This window comes from Paenibacillus sp. J22R160 (assembly GCF_059692135.1).
The window spans coordinates 47775-63995 of record NZ_JCAUAU010000012.1 but is presented as its reverse complement, the minus strand read 5'-3'; the positions used below and the strand labels follow the sequence as shown (position 1 = coordinate 63995).

General features: G+C 47.7%; 16 protein-coding genes. All 16 read right to left on the bottom strand.

Annotated elements, in window-relative coordinates; all coding sequences use genetic code 11:
• Positions 1-5: 5 nt before the first annotated feature.
• Positions 6-1325, bottom strand: coding sequence for a UDP-N-acetylglucosamine 1-carboxyvinyltransferase (gene murA, locus AC58UW_RS21710; RefSeq protein WP_497422687.1), 1320 nt, complete (start codon positions 1323-1325; stop codon positions 6-8).
• A 197-nt stretch (positions 1326-1522) separates the two neighbouring features.
• Complete coding sequence (locus tag AC58UW_RS21705; protein ID WP_235959324.1) at positions 1523-1783, bottom strand: DUF1146 family protein; 261 nt, start codon at positions 1781-1783, stop codon at positions 1523-1525.
• Positions 1784-1802: 19 nt separating this feature from the next.
• Positions 1803-4331, bottom strand: a complete 2529-nt coding sequence (locus AC58UW_RS21700; protein WP_497422686.1) for a S8 family peptidase — start codon at positions 4329-4331, stop codon at positions 1803-1805.
• Between the two features lie 290 nt (positions 4332-4621).
• A complete protein-coding gene (locus AC58UW_RS21695) occupies positions 4622-4885 on the bottom strand; it encodes a hypothetical protein (RefSeq protein WP_497422685.1) in 264 nt (87 codons plus the stop codon).
• Between the two features lie 332 nt (positions 4886-5217).
• A complete protein-coding gene (locus AC58UW_RS21690; RefSeq protein WP_497422684.1) occupies positions 5218-6729 on the bottom strand; it encodes an NADH-quinone oxidoreductase subunit N in 1512 nt (503 codons plus the stop codon).
• A gap of 4 nt (positions 6730-6733) precedes the next feature.
• On the bottom strand, positions 6734-8356 hold the full coding sequence (locus AC58UW_RS21685; RefSeq protein WP_497422683.1) for a complex I subunit 4 family protein: 1623 nt from the start codon (positions 8354-8356) through the stop codon (positions 6734-6736).
• Positions 8346-10247 (bottom strand): NADH-quinone oxidoreductase subunit L, encoded by a 1902-nt coding sequence (gene nuoL, locus AC58UW_RS21680; protein ID WP_497422682.1) that lies wholly within the window; start codon positions 10245-10247, stop codon positions 8346-8348. Before nuoL ends, AC58UW_RS21685 begins: the two co-directional genes overlap by 11 nt.
• A 15-nt stretch (positions 10248-10262) precedes the next feature.
• Positions 10263-10574: an NADH-quinone oxidoreductase subunit NuoK gene (gene nuoK, locus AC58UW_RS21675; RefSeq protein ID WP_497422681.1), complete on the bottom strand. Its 312-nt coding sequence runs from the start codon at positions 10572-10574 to the stop codon at positions 10263-10265.
• A 2-nt stretch (positions 10575-10576) separates the two neighbouring features.
• A complete protein-coding gene (locus AC58UW_RS21670; protein WP_497422680.1) occupies positions 10577-11107 on the bottom strand; it encodes an NADH-quinone oxidoreductase subunit J in 531 nt (176 codons plus the stop codon).
• A complete protein-coding gene (nuoI, locus tag AC58UW_RS21665; RefSeq protein ID WP_497422679.1) occupies positions 11100-11552 on the bottom strand; it encodes an NADH-quinone oxidoreductase subunit NuoI in 453 nt (150 codons plus the stop codon). The genes AC58UW_RS21670 and nuoI overlap by 8 nt, the downstream gene beginning before the upstream one ends.
• 137 nt (positions 11553-11689) lie before the next feature.
• Positions 11690-12694, bottom strand: a complete 1005-nt coding sequence (nuoH, locus tag AC58UW_RS21660) for an NADH-quinone oxidoreductase subunit NuoH (protein ID WP_161406574.1) — start codon at positions 12692-12694, stop codon at positions 11690-11692.
• Positions 12694-13794, bottom strand: a complete 1101-nt coding sequence (locus AC58UW_RS21655; RefSeq protein ID WP_497422678.1) for an NADH-quinone oxidoreductase subunit D — start codon at positions 13792-13794, stop codon at positions 12694-12696. Before AC58UW_RS21655 ends, nuoH begins: the two co-directional genes overlap by 1 nt.
• A 3-nt stretch (positions 13795-13797) precedes the next feature.
• Positions 13798-14697 (bottom strand): NADH-quinone oxidoreductase subunit C, encoded by a 900-nt coding sequence (locus AC58UW_RS21650; RefSeq protein ID WP_497422677.1) that lies wholly within the window; start codon positions 14695-14697, stop codon positions 13798-13800.
• Positions 14694-15212, bottom strand: coding sequence for a NuoB/complex I 20 kDa subunit family protein (locus tag AC58UW_RS21645; RefSeq protein ID WP_127453417.1), 519 nt, complete (start codon positions 15210-15212; stop codon positions 14694-14696). Before AC58UW_RS21645 ends, AC58UW_RS21650 begins: the two co-directional genes overlap by 4 nt.
• Complete coding sequence (locus AC58UW_RS21640; protein ID WP_145668664.1) at positions 15197-15562, bottom strand: NADH-quinone oxidoreductase subunit A; 366 nt, start codon at positions 15560-15562, stop codon at positions 15197-15199. Before AC58UW_RS21640 ends, AC58UW_RS21645 begins: the two co-directional genes overlap by 16 nt.
• A 229-nt stretch (positions 15563-15791) precedes the next feature.
• Complete coding sequence (locus tag AC58UW_RS21635; RefSeq protein ID WP_497422676.1) at positions 15792-16199, bottom strand: F0F1 ATP synthase subunit epsilon; 408 nt, start codon at positions 16197-16199, stop codon at positions 15792-15794.
• Between the last annotated feature and the right edge of the window lie 22 nt (positions 16200-16221).

Below are 16221 nucleotides of genomic sequence, written 5' to 3'. Positions count from 1 at the left end.
CTATCTTACGCTAATGTTGGCTGGATATTGAAAAACCCCAGCTCTGCCGTTTCCTGTTCCACTTGTTGCGGCACCGACCGATAAATATCGGCACCAAGCCCGCGCAGTACGTCTGTAATATCGACATATCCGCGATCAATATGGTGAACACCTGATATCTCGGTTTCACCTTCCGCTGCCAACGCCGCCAGAATCAGCGCCGCTCCAGCACGCAAGTCGGTTGCGCACACTTTCGCACCGCGCAGCTTAGCATTGCCGCTGACGATCGCCGTGCGGCCATCGACTTTAATATGCGCATTCATGTTCGCGAATTCTTCCACGTGCATGAAGCGATTCTCAAACACTGTCTCGGTCACGAGACTTGTGCCGTCCGCCACCATCAGCAGCGCCATCATTTGCGACTGCATATCGGTTGGGAAGCCCGGATAAGGCAGCGTCTTCACGTCAACCGCACGCAGCGGCCCCGAAGCGCGCACGCGAATGCCGTTCTCGTCTTCTTCGATGATAACGCCCATTTCCTGCATTTTGGATATAACAGGACGGAGGTGATCCCCGATCGCATTTTCCATGTATAGTTCACTGCCGGTAATAGCAGCAGCGATCATATATGTTCCCGCTTCTACGCGATCTGGTATAACCGTATGTACGGCCCCACGAAGTTTCTCTACGCCTTCAATGCGAATAACGCCTGTACCTGCGCCGCGAATGATCGCACCCATCGCATTCAAATAGTTAGCCAAATCAACAATTTCCGGCTCTTTGGCTGCATTCTCAATGGTGGTTGTGCCTTCAGCAAGCGTAGCAGCCATCATAATATTTTCGGTTGCGCCAACACTGGCAACATCCAAATAAATTTTGGCACCCTTCAGGCGCCCTTTCACTTTGGCTTCAATATACCCTTGACCCAATTCAATATCGGCACCCATCGCTTCAAAGCCCTTGAGATGCTGATCAATCGGCCTCGTGCCAATCGCACAACCGCCCGGAAGTGAAATTCTCGCTTGCCCACGTCTTGCTAGCAATGGCCCCATAACAAGGAAAGAGGCTCTCATTTTACGAACTAAATCGTAGGATGCTTCGCATGTGTCAATGCGTTCCGCACGAACACGAATCACCTGTCGGTCATAGGCGACTTCAATACCTAAGCTTTGCAATACTTTATTAATGACTAGTACATCGTCAAGGGGAGGCGCATCATGGATGACGCTTTCACCTTCCGACCCCAGAATGGAAGCTGCAATAATCGGCAGTACCGCATTTTTCGCTCCGTTGATTTTCACATTGCCAGCTAACTTTCGGCCACCGCGGACGATAATTTTGCTCATCATGGTCCCTCCGCGCACTTATTTTAATTACAAGGTTTTGCACATTTCCTAAGTTTATCATCACAAGCCACATAGTTACAACTGTGTTCTTTTGGTATTCTGAAACACCTACATAGAGTTCGAATAGGATCTCCATTTTCGATCCGTTCTACTATCCATTGTTGACAACAATTTAAATCATTATTCGAAAAAAGGAATTAAAACATCTTTCCGAAGCCCATGGAGAGACCTAAATATTGGATGAAAAAACTGGCAACTAAGTGTCCGAGCCCAATAGAAAGTAGAATTTGCAGCATAATGGCTTGAGCGCCTTTTGGATTCTTGAGCAGCACATCAAAGCGGAACGCTTGCAACGCCCACCACGCGAGGCCGATACATAGAATGTAAACTACAATATCGACCATGTTCATTACGGAAGCATACTTCGCGGCTTCATTCCATTTATCTGTTTCTCCCATAGGTCACTCCTTTTCGGTTCTACCGATTCATTACTTTCACCAGCATAGAGACGAATTCAGCACGTGTGGCTTGCTCATCGGGATGGAAGGAGCCATCTGAATAGCCAGTGATCCAGCCGTCAGCCCACATTTGTTTCAAAATACCCAACCCCCAATAAGACTCATCTACATCGTTAAAAGGTGAGTTCCCCCGCTTCTTCCCTGTCATATTCATGCTGCGGGCAAGCATCTGTGTCATTTCCATACGCGTAAGCGTACGATCGGGTCCGAATGTGCCGTTAGGGTATCCAGCAACGATATCTGCTTGCAAAGCTTTGGCTACGAAATCATAAGCCCAGTGTGAAGTGTCCATATCGGAGAATTTCAGGTCCCTGCGCTTAGTCAGCTTTAATGCTCGAGTTAATACAGTCGCCGCTTCTGCGCGTGTAATCGACTGATTCGGAGCAAAACGATAATTGCCATAACCGCTGATTACGCCCTGCTCCGTAAGCTTAGTTATCGCATCTTGTGCCCAGTGCCCTTCAATATCGGCAAAACCGCTTACCAGCGTGTAGCTGCCAATTTTCAACCTGTACATTTGACTCATGAACCATTGATTTGCTTGCAGCTTAATATAATAGGTGCCTGCATTCAACGTTTTCTCAACGAAAAGCTGATCAGTACCGTATTCATTTCTATAAAAGCCTTGTTCCTTCAAAGTACTGTCATACAGCGTTGCGTACATCGTCCTTGAAGTCGGGATATTGGTCAACCGCACTTGCGCCAGACCGTCTTTGGCCATTCGGAATTCGAACCAATCAACGTCTTCCGTGTTATTAAATAAACCTTCGTACACCGAATTCATTGCTGCAAAAGTCGCCTGATAAGACTTATCATTAGGTTCATTCGGATCAATCAGCTTAGGTGTATATTCGATTTCCAGTGTATATTCACCTGTTATCGGCTCCGTATAATCCTTCGTATTGCTAACACGAATATAGTATTGCCCCGGAAATACATCCATTAGCGAGCTGATCTCAATCCCGCCATCGCCTCCTTGATCAATGGAAATCGACTTTTCTCCTTCCTTCTGAAAAAGAATCATCGGATCTATACGACCTGTATCGACGGAGAGCTTTAATCTCATTGAGCCCGAATGTTCTAGCGATAAGACGAACCAATCGACATCCCCTTTTTGGTGAAAGGTTCCGCGAATCGTTTGGCTGCGCTCTGGCAGAGCAAATGCTTTGTACTGCTTATCATTATCTTCAAAAGGGTCCGTGTAGATGGCAAAATCCGTCCGCAAACTATAACTGATTCCCGTTTTCCGTTCGCGATCTACCGACTGAAGTTGCACATACGTACGCCCTTTTGTCACTTTTACCTTAAAAGGCTGAGTTCCATCCGAGGAATTATTGGCAATAAAGGTTTCCCCCGAGTCAAAGCGCACACGAATACCCGTATTATCGGTGTTCTGCAACCACAACTCAATATATCCGTCATAGGACGAATCAATGGCGTACCAATCCTCATCCAACGCGGAGGATAGCGTTGCTTTCACAGAGGTATGTATAGGCAGCTTGGCTGCTTGACTCTGACGATCATTTGGCTCAAATCGATCCTCTTTATAAGGCTTAGTCAGCGCCATATCCACACGCAGCAGCCCATATCCTGTTTTGGCGTCCCATCCGGTTTCTGCCAAATCGTCCGCCGTCTGCTCCAGCTGAGATCTCACTTCATACGCGCTCATCGTTGGAAATTTACTCCACACTAGTGCCGCTGCTCCAGCAACCTGCGGAGCGGACATCGAGCTTCCATCTTGATATTGATAGCCGCCGCCTAGAGCTGTGGTATACACATCCCATGGAGCAACCAGATCCAGCTCAGGCCCGAAATTCGAACGAGGGTCTGCCTGCTTATCAGCACTAACGCCACCTACAGCTAAAACCGTTGGATACGCCGCTGGGTATTTCACACTCATGCTTTCATTGCCAACAGCAGCCACCAGCAGTACATTGTGATCCTCAGCATACTTCACAACGCCTGCCATATAATCGGAGTATTTATTCAGTCCCAGGGAAAGCACGACGATCTTCGCGCCATGATCCACGGCATATTTGATGCCTTCGCCAAGCTTCGCTTCGCCGCCTGTTCCGTCAGACTCCAACGCTTTAATCGGCATGATTTTGGCAATTGGAGCTATACCTGCAATACCTTTATCGTTATTGATCGAAGCCGCAATGATGCCAGCTACGTTCGTTCCATGTCCGTTATCGTCAATTGGCTTCTTGGAAGGCTGAAGCAAGTTCACGCCATCTACCAAATTACCTACTAAATCAGGATGTGTAAGATCAACACCCGTGTCAACCACAGCTACTACAATAGGCGCACGGGAATCTCCAGCCGCAGCCCACGCTTGATCGATGTGGATCATATCCAGATAGGTTTGTTTCACCCTCATGGGATCCGTCGAAACGGGAAAGGCTGCTTCTGTTTTTGTAACCATCACTGTAAGTTCCACAACGAGCATCATCAGGACGACGAGCCATAAGTGTCGAATGAATTTCATGAAATCACAGTTCCTTTATCTCTTAATGGTCTTTTGCCTTATCTATCTATACCACATTACCCGTCTTCTCGATACATATAACGGTTTTTCTTCGCAAAAAGTTCAGAACTTTTGAAAAAATTTGAGAAGAGCGTCACAGAGTGGCTCCTAGCGTCCAATCTTTAAGAAAAATACTGTGAATATAGAAACAAAAAAACAATCCTCACCCATAAATTATACCATGGGGTGCAAGGATTGTTACTTGTGGATTTTGTCAAAAACAAAGTTAAAATATGGTATTAATGCGCTTTTTAGTTTACTAAATTAATCTCACTGGCTACCAACATAACTCCACCATTATAACTATGAATATAAATCCAGAAGTCAATCATATCGTCTTTTTTAAGTGTTAGAGGGTCAATTTCTGATTTAGTATCGGCTTCAACTTTAAAGATCTTTGTTTTGTTATCAATAACAATGAATCCATTCGTGCCTGGGCTGGAGTTATTGGCGTTGAACCTCTCGAATTCTTCTCCTGCAGGATGGAGTTCAGTCAAAGAGACGGTATACATCATTTTTATTCCTTCTTACCCTTCTGATTGACCGTACTAAAAATCTTAGCTTGAAAATGATGATATTTAGTCGAAGTTTCTACTGATTTTTTTGTGCATCCTGATATCGCAATACAGATAAAGAATGAAAGTATTACTATTATTTTTTTAACAGTCACTAAATTCATCTCCTTTTATAATTTTTAATATGTAATATTTGTTTTATGACAATTAAATAAATTTATGGTTAATTATTACATACTTTGACTCAAACCATCAGAAAACTATTCTCACAAAATAAATTAAAAAGCCTTTCCCCACTTACACAGGGAAAGGCTTTTCAAACTCTACTGTATTTACATCAAGATAAAATCCTTCGTTAGCATGAAGATAGTTTCTATCCATCTGAGCACAAGATGCGGCACAAAGCCTAGCGCTACGCTGATAATAGCACATAACCAGACCGTTATGCCCAAGGTTATAGGCACCTTCACCTCAGCCGGTTCGTAATCGCTGCGCATGAACATTTGGCGTACGACGCCAAAGTAGTAGTAAAACGATACAACACTCGTCGCGATCATCAGGGAGCCGAGCCAGTATTGATGGGTTTGCATCGTACCGAGTATGATGTACAGCTTTCCGAAGAATCCGCCGGAAATCGGGATTCCCGTTAAGGACAACACAATCAGTACCATCGCAGCAGCTGTAAAAGGCGCTCGATAATACAGACCTCCGAAGCCTTTGGCCTCGGTATGCCCCTCCGCTTGCTCGATAATCATCAGTACCGCAAAAGCGCCGATATTCATGAACAAGTACGCGATCAGATAGAAAATGAATTCAGAGAAATTCGCGTAGTGAACACCAGAGAAGTACGTTGCAATTGGAACAAGCAAATATCCCGCATTGGCAATTCCCGAGTATGCCAATAGCCTTTTCATGTTCGTTTGCTTCAAGGCAATGAAATTACCAGCAACCATAGCGATCGCAGCCATTACAGAAATGGCCAGGAACACATCGGATTGGAATTTCGATTCCTCGAAAGAAGTAAATCCGAACAAGACGTAAAAGACTCGGAAAAGGATGGCAAAACCGGCACCTTTGGACACGACTGCCAAGAAAGCCGTCACAGGCGTCGGAGCGCCTTGGTAGACATCCGGCGCCCAGCTGTGGAAAGGAGCGGCGGCGATTTTGAAGCCGAATCCGGCGAGCAGCATAAAGAACGAAACATAGAGCAGTGGCTCGTATGAACCAATGATCGATGGGAGCGCAGCACCAATCTGTGAGAGATTGCTCGATCCCACCATGCCGTATAAGAAGGACATGCCGTACAAGATGATGGCAGAGGATACCCCGCCCATCACTAGGTATTTAAAGGCGCCTTCATTGGACTTACTATCCTTCTTCTTCATCGCTACAAGTAAGTAGGACGTAATACTAAGCAATTCTAATCCTACATACAGCGTAATTAAATCGCCGGAAGATGACATAATCATTGCGCCTAGCGCAGCAGGCAGATAGAAGTAATAGTACTCGCCTACATGAGGGATCGTATCTTCCTTCACGAAACTTAGGCTCATCAGAACGACGAAGCCAGTTCCTACTAAGGTGAACAATTTCAGCAGATTGGAGAAATCATCCACTCTATAGCTCTGATTGAGCAGTTGAATGGCCTCATCCGGATTTAACTGAAGCAAGACAAATACACCGGAAATCACAAGGCCGACCAAGGTCAACCATCCAATAACGGAACGACTCAACCTGTTTGGCAGGATCAAATCCAAGAGAGATAGGATGATCGCGGTGGCAACCAGCGAAAGCTCAGGGAGCAGATGCACTAAATCGGAGACTTGGAGTCGAAGCTGTTCCACCGGACTAACCTCCTATCTTCCCGGCTACGCTTTGGATCAATTGATCCAAGCTGCCTATCGTTTGCTGAAGCGGCTGGCTCAGCACGCTTGGGTACACCCCAAGCAAGAGGATGAACGCCACCAAGGTAATCATCGGCACCGCCTCGATTAATCGTGCGTCGCGTATCCCTTGCAGAGCCAAGGTTGGCTGCTTAGGGCCAAACGTGATGTTCAGCACCCCACGCAGCACATAAACCGCTGCGAGAATGATCCCAAGTGTACCGACAATCGCGTACACCCGGTGTGTCTCGAAGAGTCCGAGGAACGCGAGGAACTCACTGATGAAGCCGGATAAGCCCGGCAATCCGAGCGATGCCATCCCCGCAATCAGCAGAATCCCGCTGATGAAGGGAATCGACGAGGCGAGACCGCCTAAGCGATCGAGCTCGGTCGTGTTCGTCCGCTCGTAGATGCTGCCGACGAGCAGGAACATCAGGGCTGAGATCAGGCCGTGTGAGATCAGTTGGAACACGGCTCCCTGCAGGCCTGACACGTTAAATGCAGCGAGACCGAGCAGGACGATGCCCATATGGCTGATACTCGAGTAAGCCAGCACGAGTTTGAAGTCTTTTTGCACCATCGCGAGAATGGCGCCGTACACGATGTTGATCACGCCTAGAAGCGCTAGCATCCAGGCCCACTGCTTCGCTTCCGCTGGAAAGAACAGAATGCCGAAGCGAATTAGGCCGTAAGCTCCCATTTTCAGCAAAATGCCGGAGTGAATCATAACGACAGCAGGCGGAGCCTCTGTATGTACTTTTAGCATCCACGTATGGAACGGGAAGATCGGCAGCTTAATCCCGAAGGCGATCAACAGCATAATGAACACGGTCCATTTCATGGCTGGGCTTAGGAAGAATGGCGCCCCCTCTTGATTCACATAAGCGGCCGGATCTTGCAGCAAATTATGCGCAATCGTATGAATATCTCCGCTGTAGTAAATGATAGCCTCTGTCTGCGAAGGGTCTTGGTTGAAGCCAGCCGTGCTGACAAGAATAAGAAACGCGATCAGCATAATCGCTGAACCAAGTCCATTGTAGAGAAGGAAACGGTTGGCCGCCTGCTCTCTGTTCATGTACCCCCATATTCCGATTAGGAAGAACATCGGCACGAGTGTAATCTCGAAGAACAAGAAGAATAAGAACAGGTCCTGAGCCATAAAGACGCCGAACATACCGGTTTCCAGCAGCAGGAATAAAATAAAGTACGTTTTCCAACGTTTCTTGATATACACCGAGGCTAGAGCGGCCATGGACGACACAAGAGCGGTTAAAAATACAAGCGGCAATGAAATTCCATCTACGGCTACGCTGTATTTGAATTCAAAGAAATACGATGTGATTTGTTGAATTCCCTCATGGTTCAATGGGACTTTAATCCAGTTAAGTTGTTCTTTGTATTGAATCGGATCCCCTTGAAAGTTGTAATCAACATACAACCATGCCGCCAGAATAAGCGGAATCAAGGTCGTGACGATACCGATCGTTTTAATTAAGCGGCCGCGATCACTTCGAATGAAGAGCAGGACCAGCACGCCGAGCAGTGGTGAGAAAGCGATCAGACTGAGTATGGGTAGATTAGCCGGCATGGATGAACCTCCTTCCTGCGATGGCGAGTGCTAAGATCAGCATCCCTAGAATCATGATGACACCGTAGGTCTGCATCTGCCCATTTTGAAGACGGGAGCCCAAACGACCCAGACTGACGACTGTGAAGGCGACCAAGCGCACGATACCATCAATGATGTACACATCAATCAGATCAAGAATCCATCCCAATCCGCGAAGTGGCTTGACGATAAGTCCGTCATAGATTTCATCCACGAAATATTTACGGTTGAGCAGCGTATACAGCCACGGCAGTTTACCCGATACGACATCTCTCGGAATTGAGCGTTTCAGGTAGATCAAGTATCCCAGACCTATACCAAGCAGCCCAGCCAGTGTGGATAAAATAATAACAGTCCAGTTGGCTTTCTCGTCATGTTCTTGACCCGTTAACCAGTGGCCGAGCCACTCGTTGAACGGCGTATTCACAAATCCCGCAACCACAGCGAGTACAGCCAGAATAATAAGCGGTATCGTCATAGTTGGCGGCGACTCATGCGGCTCATGGGCGTGATCGTCGTGCCCTTGCTCTTTCCCTCTAGAGGAACCTAGGAAAACCAGGAAGAAGAGTCGGGACATATAGAAGGCTGTGAAGAAAGCCGCAATCACACCAACCCAGAACAACAGCTGGTTATGCTCGTATGCTTCTGTCAAAATCATATCCTTTGACCAGAACCCTGCGAATGGGAAAATCCCTGAGAGTGCCAACGTTCCGATAGCAAACGTCCAGGTCGTTATTTTCATTTTGCGGGATAAGCCGCCCATTTCATTGATATCCTGCGTATGCACCGCGTGAATCACACTGCCTGCGCCTAAGAAGAGCAATGCTTTGAAGAAGGCATGTGTAAACAAATGGAACATCCCAGACGTATACGAAACGCCTATGCCAAGCGCCATCATCATATAGCCGAGTTGACTTACCGTCGAGTAGGCGAGAATGCGCTTGATATCATTCTGCGCGATCCCTATCGTTGCCGCAAAGATAGCCGTAAAGCCCCCTACATAAGCAACAACCATTAAGGCATCTGGCGAAGCATGGAAAATATCAAACGTTCGCGCTACTAAGTACACCCCTGCGGCAACCATCGTTGCTGCGTGGATCAGCGCACTGATTGGTGTCGGACCTTCCATGGCGTCAGGCAACCAGGTATGCAGCGGGAACTGGCCTGATTTCCCCATCGCCCCGATGAAGATCAGAACGGCAATCCAAGTGACGATTGTCGGGTCGATTTTGCCCGTAGTAAAGGCATTATGTATAGATGTAAAATCAAGCGCATGCCCCGGCATGTACCAAAATAGCAGCAGGATGCCGAGGAATAGGCCTACGTCCCCAATACGGGTAACGATGAACGCCTTTTTCGCAGCAGCCTTTGCCTCTGGTTTGAAGTACCAGAAACCTACGAGCAGGAAGGAACATACCCCAACAAGTTCCCAGAAGATGTAGAGTTCCAACATATTTTCTGAGATAACAAGGCCAAGCATGGAGAAAGAGAACAAAGCGATATAACCAAAGAACACGTGGATTCGCTCGTCGCCCTTCATATAACCTCTTGAGTAAATATTAACGAGGAGAGAGACCAACGTGACGATGACCAGCATTAAGGCATTCAAATTGTTGACCTCAAACCCCATATTTAGGGTGAAATCGCCAACCTGCAGCCAATTCAGCTTATCCCACGTATAATCCTCAACCTTGCCGCCGATGCGTTCAACAAATATCAGCAGAGCGACGATAAACGAGGCGAACATCGCAAAAATACTGATATAAATGCCCAAGTCCTTTAATTGACGTCCCATAGCCGTAAGCGCTAGAAAAGCAATCAACGGAAATAACGGAATGAGCCAGGCGTACTGTGAATAGTCCGATACCATATCCTTGTTAGCCTCCTAGCGCTTCATAGAATCCAAGTCCGTTACATCTACTGTCCCTTTATTTCGGTAAATCGTTATAAGAATCGCTATCCCGACAGCGGCTTCTGCAGCTGCAATCGTGATGTTGAAGAGTGAGAAAATTTGACCTGTTAACACTGGATGATCCCCAAGTTTGGAGAAAGCGATCAAATTCAAGTTAACCGCATTGAGCATCAACTCAATTGACAATAGCACGATGACCCCGTTTTTTTTCGTTAAAGCGCCGTACAGACCGATACAGAACAGGATTGCAGCCAGCGTGAGATAGGGAGTAATGATGTTACCCATAGCTAATCCTCCTCTCTCTTCGCAACGACAATAGCGCCGATGAAGGCGACCGTCAGCAGCACAGACATGATTTCGAATGGAATTACATGCTGGTTATACAGCAGTTTGCCGATTTCCAGCGTATTATCTTTGCCGGCATCTAGAGTACCTTGTGAGACGAAAGTCGTTTTTTGAATCGCATAAAACAACACCCCGAACAAGCCCAAAGCGCCAACAATCGCCAAACCCTCGTGCCAAGGACGCCTTGGCTCCTCGTCTTCCCCTTGTCTGTGCTTCGTCATCATAATGCCGAAAATCATGAGGATCGAGATGGCTCCCGCATAGATCAACACCTGTACGAAAGCAACAAACTCAGCTTCAAGGATGATATATAGTCCTGCCAAGCTAATGAACGTAAGCGCAACGGCAATGACCATGTGAACAACTTTGGTAAAAGAAATCATAAAAATCGCTCCGCCGATGGCAAGAAGGGCAAAAATGAAGAATGCCCAACTTGAACCACTCGAGAGGAAATCACCAATTCCGTTAAACATCTTTCTTGGCCCCCCCTTTTGGCATGGCCGAGTTATTCTCCTGGCGAATGTTTTGGTTATTCTCATTTAACCATTGCAAATTTTTGAACAGATCATCGCGACTATAGGAACTTAGCTCGAAATTATTCGTCATCACGATCGCTTCCGTCGGACACACCTCTGTGCAAAGATCGCACAAAATACAAATTTCGAAATTAATATCGTACGTATCAATGACCTTACCCTTCTTCTCAGGGTCCGGGTTCGCTTTACCCGTCAGTGTAATGCACTCGGTTGGGCAAATACGCGCACATTGATTGCACACGATGCATTTCTCTGGGTCAAAATGTTGAATACCGCGAAAACGATCCGGCATTTTTATCGGGACCTCAGGGTATGCGTACGTGATTTTCTTCTGTGTCATACTTTTCAACGTTACGCCTAAGCCTTTCATTATGCCCTTCATTCGTTTCACTCCTTAGAGTTTTGCTTAAACAAAACTGACATCGTAAGCGTAGGCTTAGAGTTTCCGAAGGAAACTTGCATCGTAAGCATTCGCTGAGTTTTGCTTAAACAAAACTGACATCGTATGTTTAGGCTTTGTTAAAAGATCGTCATAATGATCGCCGTCACCAGCATATTGACTAGCGCCAATGGCAGCAGCACTTTCCAGCCGAATCCCATGAGCTGATCAATCCGAACGCGAGGCAATGTCGCCCGCAGCCAGAACAAGACGAACACAACGAGGGAGAATTTCAGCAAGAACCAAAGGATCCCTGGAATAAAATCAAGGAATGGGAATGGTGAATGCCAACCGCCTAAGAAAATCAGGCTCGTTAATGAAGCAATAATAAACACATATACATACTCCGATAGCATGAAAAAAGCAAAGCGGAAGCCGCTATATTCCACGTGGTAGCCTGCAACAAGCTCAGATTCTGCTTCCGGCAAGTCAAAAGGCGTCCGGTTAAGCTCTGATACACCGGCAATGGCAAAGATGATAAAGCCTAGAATCTGAGGAATGAAATTCCAATGCCAGAAACCCCCAGCTTGGTGGTCAACGATGGTATGCAGATTTAAACTGCCTGTCATCATGATGACCCCGATAACGGAGATGACGAGCGGCACCTCATAACTGATCATTTGCGCTGCTGAACGCATACCGCCTAACAGTGCATATTTGTTGTTTGACGCCCAGCCACCAAGAATAATCCCAATCGTAGAAATCCCCGTAAGGGCAACGTAATAAAGCAAACCGGCATTCAAATTCGCATTAAACATACGATCCGAAAAAGGAATCGCTGCAATAATCGTAAACGAAGGAATGAACGTAATGACAGGCGCCAAAATGAACAGCTCGCGCTCCGCCTTTTTGGGAATGGTATCCTCTTTAATGAGTAGTTTAAACACGTCCGCGACGCTCTGCAAAAGCCCGAACGGCCCCGTCCGGTTCGGCCCGATCCGCAGCTGCATCCAGCCAATGACCTTCCGCTCAAAGTAGATCGCATAGGTAACGAAGCCAAGGACCAACAGCAGCATAACGATGCCCCAGAAAAGGAAAACGAAGAAGTTCGTCCATGTAAGACTCTCTTCCAACAAATTTACCATTAGGCATCCACCTCCCCAACGACAATATCGATGCCGCCCAGTATCGTAATCAGGTTGGTCATCGATTCACCGACCAGGAGTTTGGGCAGTATTTGTAGATTTACGAAGGACGGTCTGCGGAATTTCAAACGGAATGGTTCTTGCTTGCCTCGGGAAATAATATAGCAGCCGATCTCTCCACGAGGAGACTCGATAGCCGCATACACTTCTCCTTCTGGAGGACGAATAACCCTTGGTACTTTGCCCATGGTTTCGCCTTGTTCCGGGAACTGTGCCACAGCTTGCTCTAGAATGCGCAGGGACTGCTTTACTTCCTCCATGCGGACTAGATAGCGATCGTAACAATCGCCGCCGCTTCGTACAGGCACATCGAACTGAAAGCGATTGTATAGGCTGTATGGCTGCGTTTTGCGGATATCCCAGTCAACCCCTGTACATCTCAAGTTAGCGCCGCTAAGCCCGTATGCAATGGCTGTATCGGCATCATATTTACCTACGCCCTTAATCCTGGAGAGGAAAATCTCATTTCCGGATACAAGGGTATGATATTCTTCCAATTTGCCGTACATATACGGGATAAATTGCTTAACTTTATCGATCCAACCCTCTGGAGCGTCCCATTTTACCCCGCCTACACGCATGTAGTTGTAAGTCAAACGGGCTCCGCAAAGCTCATTGAACAGGTCAATGATAATTTCCCGATCACGGAAAGCGAATAAGAACGGACTCATGGCTCCGATATCCAGCAAATACGTTCCCCACCACACCATATGGGAAGCAATCCGCTGAAGTTCCATCACGATCAAACGAAGAAATTCCGCACGTTCCGGGACTTCCAGACCCATCATTTTCTCTACGGCATGAACAAGAACATAGTTCGTCGTCATAGCAGAGACATAATCCATACGGTCTGTATATGGAATAATTTGCGTGTAGCTCAGATTCTCAGCCAGTTTCTCTGTTCCTCTATGTAGATAGCCCATAACGGGTATAGCTTCTTTGATGATCTCTCCATCCAGCTTCACGATCACGCGGAAAACGCCATGCGTACTTGGATGCTGAGGACCAACGTTTAGCAGGAGCTCTTCTGTCCGTAACAAATGCTACACCTCCGGGTCAAGCGGTTCGTAATCTTTGCGCAGTGGATGGCCGACCCAATCGTCAGGCATCATGATTCTTACTAGGTTGGGGTGCCCTGGGAAATCAATCCCCAGTAAGTCATACACTTCCCGCTCATTCCAATTCGCGGTTGGCCACACAGGAGCGACAGAAGGGATGCTTGGCTGATCCCGATCTGTTTTCACCTTCACACAATACTCGCGCTTGTGAGTGAGGGAAAGCAGATGATACGCCACCTCCAGATGCGTCTCTTGGTCCACACCGGAGAGATTGCGCAAGTAGTCGCAGCGCAGCTCTTCGTGATCCCGCAGCGTCACCGCAGCCTCCGGCCAGCGGGAGCTGTGAATGACAACGTAAGGACGGTGCCCGTCCCTTTCGTTAATGAAGTTATCGACGACGGCGTCTTCGCCTACGCCCTCTTTCAAGATTGCGACCAACCGGTCCAGCAGCGGATGGTTCGGTGAAGGCTCCTTCGGCGCGGCAGGCTCCGCCGCATCGGTCTTCGCTCCGCGCGCGCTAGCTCGCGCTGCGCGTGCTTCTGCGGCGGCCTGCGCTTTGGCCGCCTTCTCGTCATCCCCTGCAGCTTCCGGAGATGGTGTTGCTGCCGACGTGGGTTCGCCCGTCGGCTCAGCGGCAGCCGCCTTCGCCGCGAGGCGGGCGGCTCTCGCCGCGGCGCGCTCCGCGGCCTTCTCTTCGGCGGTCAGCTCCCGCACGGGAGCGCCTTCCGCCGACTTCTCCGCCGCTTCAGCCGCCGGCGTTTCGCTGGCCGGCTTTTCCCCGGAAGCAGGCGTCGTCTGCTCTGAATTCCCCTCAGTCTTGGACTCTTCCGCAGAGGCCGTCTGCTCGACCTCAACCTTCTCCTCCGGCTTCTTATCCTCACTCATCGATTGATCACCTGCTTACCAGTCTTCGCTTCATAGCGAATCTTCTCCTGAAGCTTGTTGATTCCGTAGATGAGCGCCGCCGGATTAGGCGGACAACCCGGTATGTAGACATCAACCGGAACGATTTGATCGACACCTTTGACAACGGAGTACGATTTCACGTACGGGCCGCCCGCAGTCGCGCAGGAGCCCATAGCGATAACCCATTTCGGCTCAGGCATTTGCTCATAAAGACGGCGCAGCAAAGGAGCCATTTTCTTCGTAACTGTCCCTGCTACAATCATCACATCGGATTGCCTAGGGGACGTACGGAAGATGACTCCAAAACGGTCCAAATCATAATGCGACCCGCCTGTACCCATCATTTCAATGGCGCAGCAAGCAAGACCAAACGTTAAAGGCCAAAGTGAATTACTGCGAGCCCAAGCTTTCACCTGCTCCAGTGTCGTCATAAATACGTTACGGTTCAACTCTTCGCGTTCTTCTGGGGAGATCGACTCTAGACTGAAGTCCATTGCAGCACCTTCTTCTTCCAAGCGTATATTAATCCTATGGCTAGCAAGGCTACAAAAATACACATTTCCACTAAAGCAAAAAGTCCAAGCTGATTAAAAGCAACAGCCCAGGGATACAGGAACACGGTCTCTACATCAAAGATGACAAACATCAAAGCAAACAAATAGTATCGAATGTTAAACCGGATTTGCCCTTCACCAACAGGCTCGTTCCCACTCTCATACGTCGTATACTTCTCCACAACGGGTTTGCTCGGTCTTAACCATTTGCCTATCGTAAGCGCTACCACCGGGAGGAGAATACCTAACCCAAGAAAAATCGCTACGATTACATAGTTATTTGTATACATCATCTGAATGTAACCGCCTCCATTCTTATTTACTTACTCAAATCATTGATTCAAATTGGTAATAATCACCTTCAATATTATACCAAAAGAGCTCAGGGGAGTCGATGACTAATTCCAAGCCCTATCTTTTACATACTTTGTGAGTAGAATTTCCATATTTATCAAAATTAAACCGTGGCAACGAAAAAAAGCGACGGAACCTAAGTTCCACCGCTTTTTCGTCAAACATCTATGATTTGCCGGACACGCTGATCCGGTTCAATGCTCTTTGCAAAGAGGCTTCCGCACGTTTGAAATCAACGTTATCTTGCTTAATTTCCGCAAGACGTTTCTCCGCACGTTCTTTCGCTGCTCTCGCACGATCCACATCGATTTGTTCTGGCAGCTCGGCGCTTTCCGCCAGTATGACCACTTTGTCCTTACGCACTTCCATGAATCCGCCGTTCACTGCGATGATCTCGTCTTTGGAGCCCTGCTTCTTCACAGTAATCGAGCTGATTTTCAATGGAGTCACGAGTGGAATGTGGTTCGGCAGAATTCCAAGCTCCCCTTCGACACCCTTTGCGACTACCATGTTCACTTGTTCAGCGTACACTTTGCGCTCAGGAGTAACAATTTCAAGTAGGAATGTACTCACTTGGATTCTCCTTCCTCAGCTA

Coding starts and splice junctions, on each gene's coding strand:
- AC58UW_RS21650 (WP_497422677.1), bottom strand. CDS start 14,697: ATGAGTGAGGATAAGAAGCCGGAGGAGAAGGTTGAGGTCGAGCAGACG.
- nuoL (WP_497422682.1), bottom strand. CDS start 10,247: ATGGTATCGGACTATTCACAGTACGCCTGGCTCATTCCGTTATTTCCG.
- murA (WP_497422687.1), bottom strand. CDS start 1,325: ATGAGCAAAATTATCGTCCGCGGTGGCCGAAAGTTAGCTGGCAATGTG.
- AC58UW_RS21695 (WP_497422685.1), bottom strand. CDS start 4,885: ATGATGTATACCGTCTCTTTGACTGAACTCCATCCTGCAGGAGAAGAA.
- AC58UW_RS21700 (WP_497422686.1), bottom strand. CDS start 4,331: ATGAAATTCATTCGACACTTATGGCTCGTCGTCCTGATGATGCTCGTT.
- AC58UW_RS21640 (WP_145668664.1), bottom strand. CDS start 15,562: ATGTATACAAATAACTATGTAATCGTAGCGATTTTTCTTGGGTTAGGT.
- AC58UW_RS21685 (WP_497422683.1), bottom strand. CDS start 8,356: ATGCCGGCTAATCTACCCATACTCAGTCTGATCGCTTTCTCACCACTG.
- nuoK (WP_497422681.1), bottom strand. CDS start 10,574: ATGGGTAACATCATTACTCCCTATCTCACGCTGGCTGCAATCCTGTTC.
- AC58UW_RS21705 (WP_235959324.1), bottom strand. CDS start 1,783: ATGGGAGAAACAGATAAATGGAATGAAGCCGCGAAGTATGCTTCCGTA.
- nuoH (WP_161406574.1), bottom strand. CDS start 12,694: ATGGTAAATTTGTTGGAAGAGAGTCTTACATGGACGAACTTCTTCGTT.
- AC58UW_RS21670 (WP_497422680.1), bottom strand. CDS start 11,107: ATGTTTAACGGAATTGGTGATTTCCTCTCGAGTGGTTCAAGTTGGGCA.
- nuoI (WP_497422679.1), bottom strand. CDS start 11,552: ATGAAGGGCATAATGAAAGGCTTAGGCGTAACGTTGAAAAGTATGACA.
- AC58UW_RS21645 (WP_127453417.1), bottom strand. CDS start 15,212: ATGGACTTCAGTCTAGAGTCGATCTCCCCAGAAGAACGCGAAGAGTTG.